At 30.8% G+C, this 21,167-nt stretch carries 4 protein-coding genes and 1 pseudogene; 4 read left to right on the forward strand and 1 reads right to left on the reverse strand.

The window, feature by feature from the left end:
* Positions 1–8 precede the first annotated feature (8 nt).
* Together BET01_RS12280 and BET01_RS12285 are read left to right on the forward strand one after the other, a co-directional pair.
* Positions 9–5,501, forward strand: coding sequence for a non-ribosomal peptide synthetase (locus tag BET01_RS12280; RefSeq protein ID WP_120197117.1), 5,493 nt, complete (start codon positions 9–11; stop codon positions 5,499–5,501).
* A 61-nt stretch (positions 5,502–5,562) separates the two neighbouring features.
* Positions 5,563–14,886 carry a non-ribosomal peptide synthetase gene (locus BET01_RS12285; protein WP_120197118.1) on the forward strand — a complete coding sequence of 3,108 codons (9,324 nt, stop codon included), beginning with the start codon at positions 5,563–5,565 and terminating at the stop codon, positions 14,884–14,886.
* A gap of 89 nt (positions 14,887–14,975) precedes the next feature.
* On the opposite strand, the pseudogene BET01_RS12290 reads toward BET01_RS12285, so the two are convergent.
* Positions 14,976–16,126 (reverse strand): annotated as a pseudogene (locus BET01_RS12290) (IS3 family transposase).
* Positions 16,127–16,305: 179 nt separating this feature from the next.
* Between BET01_RS12290 and BET01_RS12295 the strand changes: the two are divergent.
* Positions 16,306–17,613, forward strand: coding sequence for an ACP S-malonyltransferase (locus BET01_RS12295; protein ID WP_120197119.1), 1,308 nt, complete (start codon positions 16,306–16,308; stop codon positions 17,611–17,613).
* Complete coding sequence (locus tag BET01_RS12300) at positions 17,582–21,151, forward strand: condensation domain-containing protein (protein ID WP_120197120.1); 3,570 nt, start codon at positions 17,582–17,584, stop codon at positions 21,149–21,151. Before BET01_RS12295 ends, BET01_RS12300 begins: the two co-directional genes overlap by 32 nt.
* Positions 21,152–21,167: the final 16 nt, after the last annotated feature.

Below are 21,167 nucleotides of genomic sequence, written 5' to 3' on the forward strand. Positions count from 1 at the left end.
GAACTATCATGGTAGCCTTAAGAAAAGAAGATATAGAGGATATTTTACCACTATCAAGTACTCAAGAAGGGATGTTGTATCATTATATAAGCGATCCAAATAGTATAAATTACCATGAGCAAATAAGGCTAGTTTTAAAAGGTGATATTAAAGCTGATATTATGCAAATGGCTTGGGATTTTGTGGTGGAATCTAATGAAATTTTAAGATCAGTATTTAGATGGGAAAATCTAGAACGGCCATTACAAATTATATTAAAAACTTATAAATCAACAATTAGTTATTATGATTTTACTGAGAATATAAGTGATAATAATTCTGTAGACGTCGTATTAAAGAGAGATTTTAGCAAAAGGATTGATATATCAAGTGAAAATGTGAGATTATATTTATGCAAACTCGATGGACATTTTGAAATGATTATTAGTAATCATCATATTCTGTATGATGGTTGGAGCAGCAGCATAATTTTAAAAGAACTAACATATGCATATACGTGCTTTTATAATGGAGAAGAACCAAATAAAAGAGAAAAAAGTAAAATTAAAGAGCATATAAAAATAATGAATAAGCAAGATAAAGGAATGCAAAAAGACTATTGGTCTGATTTTTTTCAAGGTTACAATTTAATGCTTTATAAAAAAGAAAACAAGGGGATAGTAAAAGATTTTACATATAAAATATCAGACGAATTAAGTTTAAAATTAAAAGTATATGCTAAGGAAAGAAAAGTATCATATGCGTCTATTTTATATAGTGTATGGGGAATTTTATTACAAAAGTATAGAGGTGTAGATGACTTTATATTTGGCACTACTGTATCAGGAAGAGGCAGTAGAGTAGTAGGTATAGAAGAAAATGTTGGTATGTTTATTAACACAATTCCTTTAAGAGTTACAGCTAATAATGGAGATACTCTTTTAAATATTATTACAAATGTGGGCGCAGAATTGGCTCAGAGAGAAGAATATGAAAATACACCTTTGCTAGAAATTAAGGAATATAGCCAAATAGAATCAAAGGACGAGATATTTGATTCTATTGTTGTCATAGAGAACTATCCATTAGAAACAGTGCTGATGAGTGACTGTCTGTTAAAAATTAAATCATATTCAACTGTAGTTAGAACAAATTATGATTTGACATTAGGAATTATGTTGTTTAAAGAACTTGAACTGAATTTCCATTATTACAATAATGTATACAGTGATAAAATTATTAGAAATATGGGGAGACAGTTTGAAGAAATATTAAAAGTAATCCTAGAGGATGATAGCTTAATTTATTCAAAGTTAAATATAACATCGGAGCAAGATAAAAACAGGTTTATACATCATCTAAATAAAACTAACTTGGAATACCCTAAAAATAAAACACTTACAAAACTTTTCTCGGAACAAGTATCTAGAAATCCGGAAGATGTCGCAATTGTATATGAGGATAAATCACTTACTTACGCAGAATTGGATGACAGAAGTAATCGATTAGCTAATATTTTAATAGAAAAAGAAATTACTAGTAATGCTATTGTCGCATTGTTACTAGATAGGTCATTAGATATGATTATAGGAATTATTGCTGTTTTAAAGGCGGGAGGAGCTTATTTACCTATAGACATTAAATATCCTAATGAAAGAATTAAATATATGCTTGATGATAGTAATGCAGCAGTGGTGATAACTCAAAGTGATTTCATTGATAATATTATGTTTAATGGTCCCATTATTAATATCCATGATGAAAAAGCATTATTAAATGACCGGTATATTGAAAACTCAAATAGTCCTAGTGATTTAGCATATATTATATACACTTCTGGTTCAACAGGAAAGCCAAAAGGGGCATTAATCACTCATAAAAATGTGGTAAATCTAGTATATGGCCTATCAAATACAATATATAGTAAATATAGTAGAAGATTAAACGTTGCATTAATGGCCTCGTATGTTTTCGATGCATCAGTTCAGCAGATATTTACCGCTTTATTGCTAGGACATAGACTACATATAATACCCACAAATGTTAGATTGAGCGGAAATGAATTAATAAAATATCTAAATAAGTATTCAATTGATATCTGTGATGGGACACCGGTACATATAGGTATTTTAACTGAAGCAAATTTCGAAAATACACGTATAAATGTTAAGCAATTTATTATTGGAGGAGATGTACTATTATCTAACGTTGTTAAAGAATTCTATAATAAGTTTCCAAAAGACGATTTTTGTGTAGCAAATATATATGGACCTACAGAGTGTTGTGTAGATACCACAATTTATCAAGTTGAACGAAATAATATTGATCAACTTACAAAAGTTCCGATAGGCAAGCCTTTGCCAAATACAATAGTCTATTTATTAGATAAATATGAAAATATGGTTCCTGAAGGAGGAGTAGGAGAAATATGTATTTCTGGTGATGGTGTAGGAAACGGATATCTTAACTCCTCCAAATCGACTGAAAAAAAATTTATTAAGAATCCATACGTTGAAAATCAAATACTATATAAAACTGGAGATTTAGGAAGATGGTTACCTGATGGTAATATTGATTTCTTAGGTAGAATTGATAATCAAGTAAAAATAAGAGGGTGTAGAATTGAATTGGGTGAAATAGAGAATAAAATACTTAATTATAATAAAAAAAGTAATTTTGATAAACAAATTAAGTATTGTAAGAGATGTTTGCTCCCTTCTAGTTATCCAAACATACAATTCGATGATGAAGGTGTTTGCAATATTTGCAATAATTATGATAAGTATAAAAGCAAAGCGAATAATTATTTTAAGTATAGTGAGGATTTTTATAAGATCATAAATAAAGCTAAGAAGTGTAAAACTTCTGTATATGATTGTTTGTTATTGTATAGTGGCGGTAAAGATAGTTCTTATGTTTTATATAGGCTTGTTGAGATGGGATTAAAAGTACTCACGTTTACTTTTGATAATGGATACATATCTGATACGGCATTTAAAAATATAAGCAGGATTACTAGTGAATTAGGTGTAGATAATATTATTTCAAAAGTAGAAAATATGGACAAGATATTTTTGGAGAGTCTAAAAGAAGAATGCACTGTATGTACAGGTTGTTTTAAGGCACTAACAGCAATTAGTACAAAAATTGCTTTTGAAAAAGGAATAAATGTAATTATCACAGGGTTATCAAGAGGACAAATATTTGATACGAAATTACAGGAACTGTATAATCAAGGAATTTTTGATGTAGATGAAATTGATAACAAACTCCTGCTTTTCCGAAAAATGTATCATGCTGTAAAAGATGAGACTACTAAACTGTTAAATGTTAAATTAGATGATGAACAAGCTTTTGATAAGACTTATTTCATTGACTTTTACAGATATGAAAATAAATCTTCTAGCGAAATTATAAATTACTTGAAAAATAAAGATGATTTTTGGAATCTGCCTACAGACACGGGATTTTGTTCTACAAATTGTTTTATTAATGATGTGGGTATTTATGTTCACATAAAGAATAAAAAGTTTCATAATTATGCTTCACCATTGGCATGGGATTTCCGCTTGGGCTTAGCAACACAGCAGGATATTATTGCTGGACTTAAAGAAGAGTTTGATTTAGATAGTATAAATAATATATTACAGAAAATAGGATATCAAAATATAAATATTGACGATAGTATTATTCAATCAGTTGCTGTTATTGACAGAGAAGATAAAAGTGGTAATAAATACCTGTGTGCTTTTTATACTTCAAATGTAAAAATAAGTAATCTGGATCTTAAAAGATATTTATCTAATGTATTACCGTCATATATGATACCTTTCCATTTTATGCAATTAGATGAATTACCTTTGACTAATAATTTAAAGTTAGACAAAAGGAAACTACCAGTTATTAATCTTAGTGAAACTATAGAAGAATATCAAGAACCAAAAAGCGAGATTGAAATAAAATTAGTTAAAATATGGTGTAATATTCTAGAAATTGAAAAAATTAGTTGTAAAGATAACTTTTTTGAGAATGGTGGGCATTCATTAAAAGCTATGACTCTTATTAATAAGATTCGAAAGGAATTGAATAAAAAAATATCCCTGGAGGAGCTCTTCGAAGCACCTACAATTAAAGAATTGGCTCATCTGATAGAAATTAAGGAAATGGATTATTATGTGCAGATACCAAAGATTGAACCAAGAGATTGTTACGAGGTATCATCCGCACAAAAAAGATTATATGTTTTTCAAGAGCTAAATAAAGATAGTACTGCATATAACATTCCTTCACTATTTAAAATGACTGGTGAGATTAATACTCAAAAGATAGAAATAATATTTAAGGAGTTAATTAATCGACATGATTCGTTAAAAACCTATTTTTCAGTTAGAAATGGTGAAATAGTACAGTTGATAAAAGACAAGCTGGAATTTGAATTAATTGTAATTGAAACCAATGATAGTATAGATGAGTTTTCTGATAAATTGATAACCCCATTTATGCTTGATAATGCTCCTTTATTTAGAGCGTATGTAGTGGAGACAAATGGTAATAGCTATCTTTTTTTAGATATGCACCACATAATATCAGATGGGGTTTCTGTAACTGTACTTATAAAGGAATTTATAGAATTATTTGAGGGGAAAGAATTGGAGCCACTCAAGCTTCAATATAAAGATTTTGCGGCTTGGCAAAATAACTTTTTGAAATCGGATGCAATAAAAAGGCAGGAGAGATATTGGCTTAATACATTTAATGGTATGTTGCCAGTGTTAAATATGCCAATAGATTATGATAGGCCTAATATACAAAGTTTTGAAGGAGATAGATATGATACTAGAATTGACGAAAATACAACGGAGTTATTAAGAAGTATTTCAGCAGAAACTGGAACTACGACAAATATGCTACTATTAACAGCCTTTTACATATTACTTTCAAAATATAGTGGACAAAAAGATATTGTCATTGGTATTCCCGTAGCTGGTAGACAACATGCAGATTTACAGGAAACAGTAGGTATGTTTGTAAACACTTTGCCACTAAGGAATAAACCTGAGGAGCATAAATCATACTTAGAATTTTTGAAAGAGGTGAAAGAGAGTTCCGTACAAGCTATTGAAAATCAGAGTTATCAGCTTGAATTTTTGGTAGAACGTCTATCATTGAAACGGGATGCTAGTAGGAATCCTTTATTTGATATTATTTTTAATTCTAATGATGTACCTAATGAAGAGATTTATATGAAGAACTTTTCAATGAAGATGTATCCCGTTAATTCAAGGGTTGCAAAAGTTGATTTGGAACTGGCATATACAGAAAAGGAAAAGGATATAAAATTGGTTTTTGTATATGCTACCATACTTTATAAAAAAAGTACTATTATTGATATAGCTGAAAATTTTATAAGTATTCTAAGAAAAATAGGAGCCAATAGAGACATCCTTATAGGAGATTTGAGTTGTATTAAAGAAGATTTTGAAGAAGATAATGAACTAGATAAATTAGAGTTTATATTTTAATCAATTTTTAATGACATTTTTAATAGAATACATCAGATTAAAATTGTGAGAGGAATAATATATGGATAAAAATTTATTAGCGACAAACTATTGGAAAAATGAAATTAAACAATCTTTAAACAGCGAAAAAATTATATTAAGTCATTTTAATGATGTTACGAATCGTAGTGCCAAATATAAAATGACAATTGAGGGTTCTACTGTAATAGCCTTAAACAATATTTGTGGGAATAATAAACTGCTAATGTATGTTTTCTTTGTATCTGTTTTTAACATAACTTTGTATAAGTATTTCATGGAGAATGACTTTGTAGTAGGTATAGCAAGTTATAAAGGAAGATTAGGTAAAATAGAAAATAATATTTTATTGCCGCTAGTGTCAGAATTACATGAAGAATATGTGTATGAAGATTATATGAGGAACATAAAAAATAAAATATCGAACCACTATAAGTATCAGGATTACTTGACATCACAATCGTTATTGGATAGTGGAGTTAAGGAAGTGTTGAATATTGCATCCGCTAATATTTGTATGAGGGAATTGCATTCTGAAAAGCTAATAGATTTAGTATGTAATTCAAATCAAAATGAGCTTCTCTTTCTATTTAATAGTATAAATAAAAAATGTATTGAGTTGAGTGTTATTTATAATGATGGTAGAATTACAAGTGCAAATATCAACAACATATGTAAAACATTCAAATTAATTCTAGATACAGTGATTACAAATCATAATATAAAAATTAAGGATATAGAATTGTTATCAGAGGTGGAGAAGAATAAAATATTACAAGATTTTAATATTACAAAAACTGATTATTTAAAAAATGTCACAGTATATGAGCTGTTTGAAAAACAAGTAAAAAAGACTCCAGATGAGATTGCAGTGGTGTTTGGAGACAGGAAACTAAATTATAGAGAATTAAATGAAAAATCCAATAGTCTTGCTAGGATATTACGAAATAAAGGAGTAAAGCCAAACTCCATAGTTGGATTAAAAATGGAAAGATCATTGGAGATGATTATAGGAATAATGGGGATATTAAAGGCTGGTGGTGCATATTTACCAATAGACCCTAATTATCCGATTGAGAGAATTAAATATATTTTAAGAGATAGTGGTTGCAATATTATTTTGACTGAAAATGGAGAGAAAAATGAAAGTGATTTCTCTGGAGAGTGCATTGACTTATCAAATGATGATATATTCAGTGAAGAGGTAAGTAATCTGAATAAAGTGAATTGCCCTAATGATATGATATATGTTATTTACACCTCTGGAACAACTGGAGAGCCGAAGGGAACAATGGTAATGCATGGCTCATTTACGAACTTAATTGAATGGTATTGCGTTGAATTCCAGATATCTAAAGAAGACAATATCCTTTTAATGGCATCAATAAGTTTTGATTTGGCACAGAAGAATATATATGCGCCATTACTTGTAGGTGGTAAGCTGATATTGGCTAATAAAGGGCTTATTAATTATGAAAGTGTTATAGGAGAAATATATAATAATAAAGTAACTATAATTAATTGTGCGCCTAGTGCATTTAATCCTATAGTGCAACTTTGCTCTGATAGAGATTTTATTAGATTAAAAAGTCTAAAATATGTTTTTTTAGGTGGAGAACCAATTAATCTAAAAGTGTTAAGTGATTGGACTAAATCAAACTATTTTAATGCTGAGATAGTAAATACTTATGGTCCCACAGAGTGTACAGATATTGCAACATTTTACAGAGTTAGTGTTAGCGATAATGGTGCTGTACCCATTGGAAAGCCTATAAATAATGTAAAGGTATATATTTTAGATAAAACTAGAAAAACGCGACCAATTGGTGTTGTAGGAGAAGTTTTTATATCCGGAGTAGGGGTTTCAAGGGGATATTTACATAGACCGAGTATAACTTCTGAAAAATTTGTGGATAATCCATTTGATGTTGGCTCTAAAATGTATATGACGGGAGATTTAGCGGAGTGGCGTTCCGATGGAAATATAGAATTTGTTGGAAGAATAGATGATCAAATTAAAATCAGAGGAGTTAGATTAGAACCTGGTGAGATAGAAAGCAGACTATTACAGCATGATGATGTTCAAGAAGCAGTTGTTCTTGCAAGAAAAGGAAAAGATGGGGAGCATTATCTTTGTGCGTATGTAGTAAGTGAAAAGGTACTATGTGACCTAGATCTTAAGACATACTTAAAAGAAATATTGCCAGAATATTTAGTGCCATCTTTCTTTATTCAAGTAGAGAAAATGCCATTAACAGGAAACGGAAAGGTTAATAAGAGAATGCTCCCAGAACCAAACTCTGAAGTTTCCATAAGAAATTATGAAGCACCAATTAATAAGACTGAAAAAGATTTAGCTAAAATATGGTGTGATGTGTTAGACGTGGATAGGGTAGGAAGAAACGATGATTTTTTTGAACTTGGAGGACATTCGCTAAAAGCAACAATACTTCTTTCAAAAATTCATCATATATTAAATGTGGAGATAACAATAAAGTCTATTTTTAACAATTCTACGCTTCACAAAATGTCAAAAGTTATTGAAGATCTAAGCATAGTTGAATGTAAAAACATTGAGCGAGTTAAAGAACAAGAGTATTATATTTTATCATTAAACCAAAAGTGGATGTATACTTTACAATTTCATAATCAAAACAGCATTAATTATAATATATCAGGAGCGGTTAAAATTGAAGGAGCATTAAACATTCCTAAATTAGAGTTAGCATTTAGGCAATTAATTAACCGACACGAAATATTGAGGACTTCATTTCATGCGTTAGATTCAGGGATAAAACAAAAAGTAAATAAAGAGGTTGATTTTGAGCTGATTCATTATAATGCTGAAGAGATGAATGTTATGCGAATTATAAAGGAGTTTATTAAACCGTTCGATTTAAGCAAATCCCCTCTTATTAGAGGTGGTATAATTGAAATTGTAGATAATAATTCAACATGTAAAAAAGCAATTTTTATTATTGATATGCATCATATAATAGCTGATGGTATTACATTTAAAATATTAATAGAAGAAATTATTTCTATATACGAAGATCGTGAATTACCTGAACTTAATATTCAATATAAAGATTATGCGTATTGGCAAAACGATCGTATTAATATGGAAACTTTTAAGAAGCAAGAAATATATTGGCTGAAATATCTTGAAGGGAAATTACCTATTTTAGATATTCCCACAGATTTTGTAAGACCAAGTGTACATGATGCTAAAGGGGATGTTATTGAAATAGTAATGGATAAGGATTTGACGGAGAAGATAAATAAACTTGCATATGATACTAGAACAACTTTGTATATGGTATTATTAAGCGCATTTAATATACTTCTGTATAAATACACAGGTCAAAATGATATTATTATTGGAACTCCGGTTTCTGGAAGAAATCATGTGGATTTACAAAACATTATGGGGATATTTGTTAATACACTTGCAATTAGAAGCAATATAGATTTTAATCAAAATTTTCAAGATTTTATTAATGATGTGAAAATTAATGTCATTAATGCATATGAAAATCAAGAGTATCCTTTTGAAATGATTGTTGAAAAAATGAAAATTCCTAAAAACTTAAATCTAAATCCAGTTTATAGTGTGATGTTTGCTTTACAAGATCCAGTTAATATTAAAAAAGAAATTGGAGCGGCAAATATAAGTGAGCACAAGTTTAGTAGTGCTGCTGCTCAGGTTGATTTGCAAATTGAGGCTTTTGAAGATAATGGGAATATACGGTTTAAAGCTAATTACTCTACAGACCTTTTCAAAGAAAATACTGTAAATAATATGATGATGCGTCTCAAAAAAATTTTGAACAAAATAGTTGAAAATCCGACAATAAAATTGGGGGATATCGATATACTCACTACTCAAGAAAGAGACCAGATTTTATGTAATTATAGCAATGTAGAGCAGGTTTCTGATAGATATATTTCACTGATTCAATTATTTGAAAAACAAGTAAAAAGAACTCCGTATAATGAAGCTGTGGTATTTGAAAATAAAGTATTAACTTATCAAGAATTACATGAGAAATCTAATCAAATAGCACACTATCTGATAGCCAAAGGAATAAAAGCTGGTGATGCAATAGGTCTCCAAGACAAGAAAAGTCTCGAAACAATAGTAGCCTTATTAGGTATATTAAAAGCTGGTGGAATGTATATACCTATTAGCACAGAATTTAAAACTAAAAAAATAAACCAAATTATAGCAAATAGTGGCTGCAAAATAATAATAGAAGGTGGTGAACAATTAAATAAGCTAACCTCGTTACATTCAGTAAAAGATGTGAAATTAGATATGATGTCTGAGTCTGCAGTGTGTATTATTTATACGAGTGAGTATACAGAAAGCCCCAAAGGTATTATCATTACGCAAGAAGTAGCAGTTAATTCAATTATTAATATAAATCAAAGGATTATGACTAATGAGAATAGTAGAATTGCTTCATTGCATTCACTTTGTTCCGAATTTTCGCTATATGATGTATTTGGCGTGTTGATAAGCGGTGCTACTTTAGTGCAAATCTCTGATTATAATAACATAGATAAGCTCTGTTTCAATTTAGATTTTAATAAAATTGACATATTAATATCTACATCAGTCCTCATGAATAGAGTAATCAGCAAGTTAGATAATAATTATGTAAATACTAATCTTCGTTATCTTCTACTATGCGATAACTGGCTACCTATTAGAAATAGTATTGCACTGAGAGAGCATTTTATTAATATACGGACTATAACTTTGGGTGGAGTATTAGAAGGATCTGCTTGGGCCATACATTATCCTTTTATGAAATTGAAAAAAACATTAAATAAACTATTACTTGATAATTTAAGATTCTTTGTGCTGGATGTTGAAAAAAAATTGTGTCCCATCGGTGTAAGAGGGGAACTATACATTGGTTATGATGAGACCAAAGTTTTAGAAAACTTCAAATCTGAGACAAATAGTTCTTTGATATTAAATAATAAAGTGGATTATTTATTCAAAACTGGAGATTATGCTGTTTTACGTAATAATGGAGAAAAAAACAATAAAATCTATATCGAGCTGTTAGGTAATAATATTTCACAAGTGACTATTAAAGGTTATTGTGTAGATAAGAGAGAAATTGAAGCATGCTTACGCAGATTCTGTCAAATAAAAAATGCAATTGTTGTAACTAAGATGGATATGAACGGAGATGAATATCTTTGTGCATATATCGTTGCAGATGACTCTATTGATTATATAGGACTTAAGACATATTTATTAGGTCTTTTGCCATTTTATATGGTTCCGCAAGAATTTATGAAAATTGATAGAATACCTATTAATGATAGTGGGGAGATAAATTTTGCTGCTTTACAAAATATGGAAATAAATTCGAATAGTGAAAAAAAGTTAGATTATATTTCGCCAATTACTAATACTCAGATGAAGCTCGAAGAAATGTGGAGGACTTTTTTTAATATTGATCGTCCATTAGGTATTAAAGATAATTTTTTTGATCTTGGTGGACACTCTCTAAATGCTGCCTTTTTTATTAGCAAATTAAAAAAAGAAATGGATACTGTATTAGGTATAAAAGAATTATTTCAATATCCTACAATAGAAACTTTGGCGGATTATATTGATTCTATAACAAAACTAAAAGAATCCCAAATAAGAAAACTGGAAAAAAAGGAGTTTTATGAATGCTCTTCGGCACAAAAGAGAATGTTTTTTATTAATCAAATAGAAAGTGCATCAGTAGCCTATAATAATCCCATGTGCTTGCGTGTGATCGGAAATCTTAAAATTGATAAATTATATGAGGCTATACACTTATTGATTCAAAGGCATGAGGGACTTAGAACCTCTTTTGAGTTACACAAGGGAGATGTAATGCAAAAAGTGCATGAGTATGTAGATTTAGAAATTATTAATTCAGAAGCTGCTAACTCAAATTATGAAAAGGACTTTATTAAGCCATTCAATTTAAGCAAGGCGCCTCTTTTCAGAGTAAATATTATAAAAATCTCATATAATGAGTATCGGTTATTGTTTGATATGCATCACATAATATCGGATGGAATATCCATGTGGATATTAGTAGATGATTTAGTAGCGCTTTATCAAAATAAATCATTGGAAACATTAAGTGTACAGTATAAGGATTATGTTGTATGGCAACAAGAAATGAGAACAGCAGAGGCATTTAAACGTCAAGAGAATTATTGGCTTGAAATGTTTAAAAGTGAAATTCCAGTTATAAATTTACATTATGATTATTCACGGCCTCCAATGCAAAGTTTTGAAGGTGCTCATTTAAAATATAGCTTGGATAGTGAAATTGTTAATAAATTAAGAATGTTATGTAAACAATCTGGAGCTACTTTATATATGATCTTGTTGGCTGCACTTAACGTATTGTTTTATAAATATACTGGTCAAGAAGATATTATAATTGGTTCTCCCGTTGCTGGAAGAAATCACGATGACGTAAAAGGAATAGTAGGTATGTTTGTTAATACACTTGCTATGAGAAATTATCCGCAAGGAACTAAAACTTTTAGAGATTTTGTTGATGAGGTTAAAGTAAATGCGCTTAATGCCTATGAAAATCAGGAATATCCATTAGAGGTACTGCTTGAAAAAATAAATATAGAGAGGGATTTGAGTAGGAATCCATTGTTTGATGTTGTTCTAGTTCTTCAAAATATGGAGCCAAGAGAATTAGATACAGAGGATTTGAAGTTTTTGACTTATGAAATCGATAACAATATTTCTAAATTCGATATTCAAATTACTGTGGAAGAAAAAAAGTATGATCTTGATATTGATATAACATACTGTACTAAATTATTTAAAGAGGAGACTATTGATAGTTTATATGCTCATTTAAATAATATTTTTAACATCGTTTTGGAGAATAGTAATATTCAATTACAAGATATTGATTTATTGTCTAAAAATGAAAAGATGCAGCTATTATGTGAATATAGTAATACAGGTATTGCATATCCATCAGATATGACAATTAATCAACTGTTTGAGAAACAAGTACTGAGAGTTCCCAATTATACTGCATTAATATACGAAAATAAAACATTAACTTATAGACAATTAAATGAGAGAGCTAATCAGATTGCGAGATTATTAATACAGTATGGTGTTGGTCCAGACACGGTGGTTGGAGTCGTGATGAATCAATCCATTGAACTAATAGTTGGGATTATTGGAATCTTAAAAGCTGGCGGTGCATATCTCCCTGTTGATCCGGATTTTCCAGTAGATAGGATTAGTTATATGTTTCAAGATAGTGATATTAGAATAATTCTTACTCAGTGTGAAATTAAGGAGACTTTACATTTCGGAGGTGTAAGTATATGTCTTGATGATGATGATATATATAATGGAGAAACCACAAATTTGGGAAAAGTTTGTTTACCATCTAATCTAGCTTATATTATTTACACTTCTGGAACAACAGGAGTCCCTAAAGGTGTAATGATAGAGCATAAAAATGTTGTGAGTCTATTATATAATCAAAATTTTCAGTTCGATTTTAGTGAGCATGACATATGGACAATGTTTCATTCGGCATGTTTTGATTTCTCTGTTTGGGAGATATTTGGGGCACTTTTATATGGAGGAAAATCACTTATAATATCTAAATCTGTAGCTCGGAATGCAAGTAATTGTTTGGAAGTAATAAAGAAACATAATGTTACAGTATTAAATCAGACACCATCAGCATTTTATAATCTTATTAGTGAAGAAATGAAGACTAACGTTAAGCAATTAAACTTAAAATATGTTATTTTTGGTGGAGAGACATTGAAAACGTTAATGCTAAAAGAATGGAAGCGGAAGTATCCAAATATAAAATTAATTAATATGTATGGTATAACGGAGACTACAGTTCATGTAACTTATCATGAAGTAACTGACCTTGATATACAGACTGAATTAAGTAACATAGGAAAACCACTACCAACAACTTCAGTATATATTCTGGATAAAAACAAAAAACTTCTGCCAGTTGGAGCCGTAGGAGAAATGTACATAGGAGGAAGTGGAGTTGCTAGAGGTTATTTAAATAGTGATTCACTCACAGCAGAGCGTTTTATAAAAAGTCCGTTTGAATTTGAAGAGAGGCTATACCAATCCGGAGATCTTGCCTGTTATTTACCAGATGGAAATATAGAATATTTGGGAAGAGCTGATAATCAAGTTAAAGTAAGAGGCTTTAGAATTGAACTGGGAGAGATTGAAAATTGTCTACTAAAACATGAAAATATAAATGAAGCCATTGTAATAATTAGAGAGAGGAGTTCAAAAGACAAATATCTTTGTGCATATATCGTTGTAAATGAAACCGTTTCTGCAACGGCATTGAAAAATTATTTGTCTACTTTTTTACCTAGCTATATGGTGCCATCATATTTTGTTGAAATGGATAAATTGCCGCAGACTTCAAATGGCAAGGTGGATACTAAAAAATTACCGATACCATTAGGAAATAGTGTTGAGGGAACTATGATTGCTACTCCAAAGAGTGATACAGAAATTGTTTTATCAAATATTTGGAAAAAAGTATTAGAAATAGAAATTGTAGATTGTAATGAAAACTTCTTTGATTTAGGTGGCAATTCACTGCTTGTTTTACGCTTGTTTGATGAAATAGCTAAGAATTATCCAAATAAAATTTCAATAGCTGATGTATTCTCATATCCCACTATTACTAAATTGGCAGAATTTATAGATGTTAATAGATATCATAATAAAGATATAGTATTATCATTTGTAAAATTCCCAGATAAATATTTTTCTTATAGTAATAATGAAAGTTCAGTAATAAAATTTAGCGTTACAGGAAAGTATTATAAAGGTATTAAGATATTGGGGGAGACAGCGCATACAGATACATATACAGTACTACTTGCTTTCTTTAGCTATATAATATCACATGCAGCAGAGACTTCTTATGTATGTATTCAGACGATGATTGATGAACAAAATGTAATAGAAGAGCTTAATGCCGATATAATAAAAAATGAAAATGAATTTGATTTAATAAATAAGTGTAAAGAAGATTTGCAGCTTAAGGTTGGAAATAGATACAACTTAGAAGACCTCTTTAAGATGAGAAATTCAAAGAGCGGAAATAGTATTTTACCATTATTTTATAGAAAGGATTTGTTATTATCAAAATTTATGCTTACTGATATCTACGATATAATTCTGGAAGTTTGTGATCAAGAAGAGCGTATTGATTTTATATTTGATTATGATGCGTGCAGATTAGATGGAAATAAGCAAGAAGTATTAATTAATAGTTATATTAATCTTATTACAGAGGTATGTAATATTTCTTGAAATTTGAGTGAGTAGTAATGTTTTATTAATATGCACTATAGTCAAGTAAGTAGACACGATTATTAGAAAAAACTTTCTGGAACCAGTTACTAAGCTTGACTCCAGAAGAGTTCTTCTTTTTCATTAGGAGTTAGCATTCCAAGAGAACCATGTGGTCTTCTAGAGTTGTAGAGACCTTCAATATACTCAAATATGGATAACTGTAGCTCCTGTAAAGAGTGATAGGTTTTACGATTGGTTTCTTCTTTTTTTAAATATTTGAAGAAAGATTCACAGCAGGCATTGTCAAAGGGATAACCTTTCTTAGAAAAAGACTGCACTACATTAAGAGAATCTAATAACTGTCTGAATGTAAATGCAGTATATTGAGATCCTCGATCAGAATGGAACATGAGCCCAACAGGGCATTTCCTTTTATCATAAGCTTTTTTGAATGCAGTCATTACCAGTTTGACATCAGGTCTAGCTGAAATGTTCCAAGAAATGACTTTGCGAGAAAATAGATCCATTACAATGCAGAGATAATACCATTTCCCGGAGACTTTGATATAAGTGAAATCACTTGCCCAGACAATGTCAGGAGATTTCTGGTTGAATTCCTGACGGAGATGATTGGTGCAATCACCATTATCTTTATGCCGATAGTTACGATATGGCTTCTCCGTGGACATTCGTGGTTATTGAAGTGTTTTCATCAGTCGGTACACTCGTCCAACACTGATGTGGATGCCATGATCACGCCGGAGGACATAGGTAATCTTATATGCACCAAGACGCTTGTTATAATCAGCGTAGATTTGGAGAATTCGTTTGGCTATCTCCTGATTTTCTTTGGTGCGGTCAGCAGGTACTGAGTGGAAATGCTTATAATATGTACTTCTGCTGACACCTAATACATTGCAAAGAATCTTTATGTCATGCTGAAAACGAAGCTTATGAACAGCATCTAATAGTTGCTGGAGTGTGGCGTGAAGATGGCAATCGCTTTTTTTAATATGAGTAGTTCCTCCTCAAGCTGAGCATTGCGTTTTTGTAGATCTTTCACTTGTTTGGCGGTCAAGACTTCGCCATCATCTGTTTTGACTGTTGAGTATTGTTTGATCCAACGGGTAAGAGCAGTTAGAGATACCCCGTATTCTTTACAGAGAGCAGCCTGAGTTTTACCGCCAGATTGATAAAGGTTAACGAGAGTACGTTTGAAGTCCTCGTCATACCGTGTTCCAGTTTTACTTGTGGACATGAGTAGATACCTCCTTTTTGTGTCTACTTAATTGTAATATATGGTTACTTATCGTGTCCACTTTTATAATATAGATCCAATATACTGGCCTGGTGGTATTAAGCGAAAAAATTATTTTTTAATAGCTTTTAAGGATAGCTACTGGGTCAGTAAATAAAACGGCGTGAAGGGATAAAATAATGGATAAAATAGTATTCCTATTTCCGGGACAAGGTGCTCAGTACATTGGAATGGGCAAAAGCCTTTATGATGAATATGCTTTAGTAAGAGAAACATTTGATGAGGCTAGTGACTTATTAGGATTAGATTTAAGAAATATTTGTTTCAATGGAAGTTTTGGAGAGTTGAATAAATACGACAACACATTTATATCTGTATTAACAATTGGTATTGCAATCTTTAGAATTTATATGCAAGAAGTCGGTATTCCTCCTAGTTTTATAGCTGGTCATAGTTTGGGAGAATATGCAGCTTTGACTTGTTGTGGAGCAATGGATTTTGAATCTGCGCTTAAGATTGTACAATACCGAGGAAAATTGTTACAAAAGGTTGCGGAGCAAGAATCTGGTGGAATGACCATAATAAATAATATAGAATATGATATCGTTGAAAAAATTTGTAGAGAAATTTCTAAAGAGAAACAATTAGTAGGGGTGTCTTGCTATAATACAGAAAAACAGACAGCAATATCAGGACATAGACTTGCTGTTTCGAAAGTAGAAGATATACTTTTAGGGATTAATGCACAGATAACACCTCTTATAGCAAGTGCACCGTTCCATTCTCCATTATTAGAAAGAGAAAGTGAAAAGCTCAAATCTGAACTACTAAAATATAGTTATAGAGATTTAAAGTGGCCTGTTATATCAAACGTAAATGCTAAGCCCTATGGCGGGAAAGAATCTATTATAGAAAATTTACAAAAACAACTCAGAAGCCCTGTGAGATGGCTAGATACATTAGATTATTTGCAGGAACAAGGTGTTACCATGTACATAGAAATGGGAACGAAACCAATACTGAAAAATATGTTAAGTATTAATAAAAGAGAAAGTCTTGCTTTTACCTTCGGCAGTAAAAAAGACAGAGATGAATTAAAAACGTTTATCGAAAAAGAACATCAAGCTAGAAAGGTAGCGATTGAGCAGAAATCAGTAATAGCAAGATGTCTAGCCATGGCAATTAGTACAAAAAATAATAATTTCAATGAAGAGGAGTATCTAGTTGGTGTAATTCAAAAATATGAAGAGATGAGTAAAATTCAACAGTATATTGAAGCTAAGGGGGAAATTCCTTCGGTTAAACATATGCAGAAAGTTCTTAAAATACTAGTGGAAATATTTGAGACTAAGAAAGTTCCTTTTCAAGAGCAAATGAGCCGAATTAAATATGTGTTACAAGAAACTCAAACAGAGGATTTGTTGAGTGACTTCTTAAGAAGGGAGTTGAAAGTGAATGGAAGGCAAATTGAACAAAGTGGATTTTAACCAGTTGAATGCAAAAGACGAAATTAGTGTATCCAAAATGTCCAAAAATGATATTGCGATAATTGGTATAGCAGCAGAGATGCCCATGGCTAATAGTGTAGAAGAGTTCTGGAAAAATATTGAAAGTGGAAAGGACTGTGTAAGGCCTATTCCTGTGGAACGTCAAAATCATATTAATTCTTATCTCACATTTATCAATCAGAATAATAACAGTATCGATATAGAAGAACAGGGCTACCTCGATGAAATAGATAAATTTGATTATGGCTTTTTTAATTTATCACCTAATGAAGCAAAAGTAATGGATCCAAATCATAGAATGTTTCTTCAGACGGCTTGGCATACTATAGAAGATGCCGGATACAGTGGTGATAGAATTAGGGGAACAAAAACAGGAGTATATGTAGGATTTTCCAGAAGTCTAAGGGATAACTATGAAAGATTAATATATGAAGTTAATCCAAATGTGGCAAATGGGTCTGCAACAGCTAATATACCTTCTATATTGGCCAGCCGAATTTCCTACATACTAGATTTAAAGGGCCCTGCATTAGTTATAGATACAGCATGTTCATCTTCTCTTGTTGCAGTTCATTTGGCTTGCCAGGGATTAAAGACAGGAAATTGTGAGATGGCTATTGCTGGAGGAGTGAAATTATCACTTCTTCCTTTAAGGAATATAAGCGAAAAAGTGGGGATAGAATCTCCTGATTATAGAACACGAAGTTTTGATGATAGCGCTAATGGAGCGGGGGCTGGCGAAGGGTGTGTCGCAATGCTGCTCAAACCTTTAGAAAAAGCACTAAGAGATAGAGATAACATATATGCGACGATTAAAGGAACTGCTATAAATCAGGATGGAAGCTCCCTTGGTATAACTGCACCAAATTCTTTAGCGCAAGCGGAAGTTATGGTTGCAGCTTGGAAAGATGCAAGAATAAATCCTGAAGAAATATCTTACATTGAGGCTCATGGTACAGCTACAAAACTTGGGGATCCAGTCGAAATTGAAGGCATTAGTGAAGCTTTTAGGAGGTATACGAATAGGAAGCAATTTTGTGCTATTGGTTCAGTTAAATCTAATATTGGTCATTTAGATACCACTTCCGGAATTGCAGGAATGTTAAAAGCGATTATGGCGTTAAAACATAAAAGAATACCTCCTACAATACATTTTATCAGACCAAATCGTAACATTAATTTTCACCTCTCTCCAGTGTATATAAATGAAACAATTCAAGACTGGAATACAGAACATCATACAAGGCTGTGTGGAATTAGCTCTTTTGCATTGAGTGGCACTAATTGTCATGTTGTTCTAGAAGAAGCATCTTCCCAGATTATTGTGGAAAAAAGGATGCCGTTACAGGTTTTGACGATATCTGCAAAGACCAAAGATTCATTAAGGTGCCTAATTGATTCATATAGTTTATTCGTAAATAGTAATGAAAATGCTAATTTACAAAATATTTGCTATACAGCAAATACGGGAAGAGAACATTATTCTCATAGAATAGCAATTATAATAGAAAATATAGAGGATTTAAAAATAAAGTTATCATTATTAAAAAAATCCGAACTAAAAGAAAATGTGCCAAAAGATATTTTTTATGGAAAAGTTTATACCAATGAACTTAAAGTAGAAAAGAATAACTTTGAGAAAAAGTTATCGGTATCTTGCAAGGAATTGTTGATGGATTCATCTGGAAAAAGAAATGACATACTCCATGAGATGTGTCTTTTGTATGTAAAAGGTATGTTTTCAGATTGGAATGCTGTATATAAGGAATTAGGGTGTTGTAAGATATCTTTGCCTTTATACCCGTTTGCTAAAGAAAAATGCTGGATAGACTTTCCGCTTACATCAAATGTTATTAATCTAAAAAAGCCTCATGCTAATGAAAATAATATTGGAGGAGAGAATAAATTTGTTACCAATATAAGCTTAGAAGGACGAGCGGATGGGGCATATACAATAGCAGAAAAGAAGATAGCGCGGATTTGGTGCGAAATACTTGGTTTTGAAATGATTAATATTAATCACAATTATTATGATTTAGGAGGTGATTCGATTAAAGGAATAACCATAATAAACCAAATCAATAAACAATTTAGTGTTAATATTGCTACGGTAGAATTTTATAAGCATTTGACTGTTAAAGATCTTAGTCAATACCTTGAAAATGAAGCTTTAAATTCAAATGATTATATTGTACTGAAAAGAAGTAATCTAAAAAAGTATTATCAAACGTCATCTGCTCAAAAAAGAATATTTATGCTTAATAAAAACCATTTAGATATTTACAATTTTTTTAATGCTTTTATTATATTGGGGCAATTAGATATGGAGCGTTTGAAAAAAGCTCTAGAGAAACTTGTACATATACATAGTGTGTTACGAACTTCTTTTCAAGAGATAGGTGGAAATATAATGCAAATTGTACATGAAACAATGGATTTTAATCTAGAAGAAGAAACAATAAAAGAAGCAATCGTACAAGTAGATATAGAAGAAATAATTAAAAAATTTATAAGGCCTTATGATTTGGAAAATTCACCATTATTTAGAGTAAAAATAATAAGATTTTCAGAAGAAAAACATCTGATGATTTTCGAAATTCATCAGATTATAAGTGACCGTTTATCAATGATGATATTTGAGAATGATTTTCAAAAATTATATACTAATAATTGTTTGGAAGAAACAAAGTTTCAATATATAGATTTTTCCGAATGGAAAAATAAACTTATGAAGACTGATTATATTAAACTTCAACTGGATTATTGGAAAAATATTTATATGGGTTCAATTCCAACTGCGAAGCTACCAACAGATTATATCAGGTCATCAAACCGAAATTTCAAAACAGCTAGTCATGTCCTAAAAATAGATAGGTGTTTAACCAATGCATTAAAAGAACTTGCTTCAAAAAATGGAGCCACATTAGATATGATTCTTCTAGCAGTATACTATATTCTGCTTAACAAATATTCTGGCCTAGAGGATATTGTAATCGGATTCCCAGTAACTGGGAGACCATATAATGAATTACAGAATGTAATGGGGCCTTTTGCTAACATACTAGCAATACGGACGTTTCCTTCAAGCAATAAGCTCTTTTTGCATTTTTTGAATGAAGTTAAAGTTAGCGCTTTAAGCGCATTTGCTAACCAAGATTGCGAGGTTGACGACTTAGTAAAATGTCTTGCTGTAGAACCAAGTAAAGCAGGAAATCCATTATTTGACGTTATTTTTATAATGCATATTTTTGATTCTATGGATATAGGTACTGAAAACTTAAAATTTGAAAGTTGTGAGTTTAGTAATCGTATATCGGAATACGACTTGATCTTAAATGTATCTGAAAGAAAAGATGGAGAAGGAATTAATATTAGTTGGGATTATGGTATTGAACTTTATAAAATTGAAACGATTCTAAGTTTAGCAGAGTCATATATAGGGATATTGAAAGAAATAGTAAATGATCCTTCTAAAGCTTTATCTGATTTAAAAGTAATTAAAAATAAATATATATAGAAAGGTATGGGAAGTT

It is taken from the genome of Lacrimispora algidixylanolytica (assembly GCF_003609635.1).
GTDB lineage: Bacteria > Bacillota > Clostridia > Lachnospirales > Lachnospiraceae > Lacrimispora > Lacrimispora algidixylanolytica.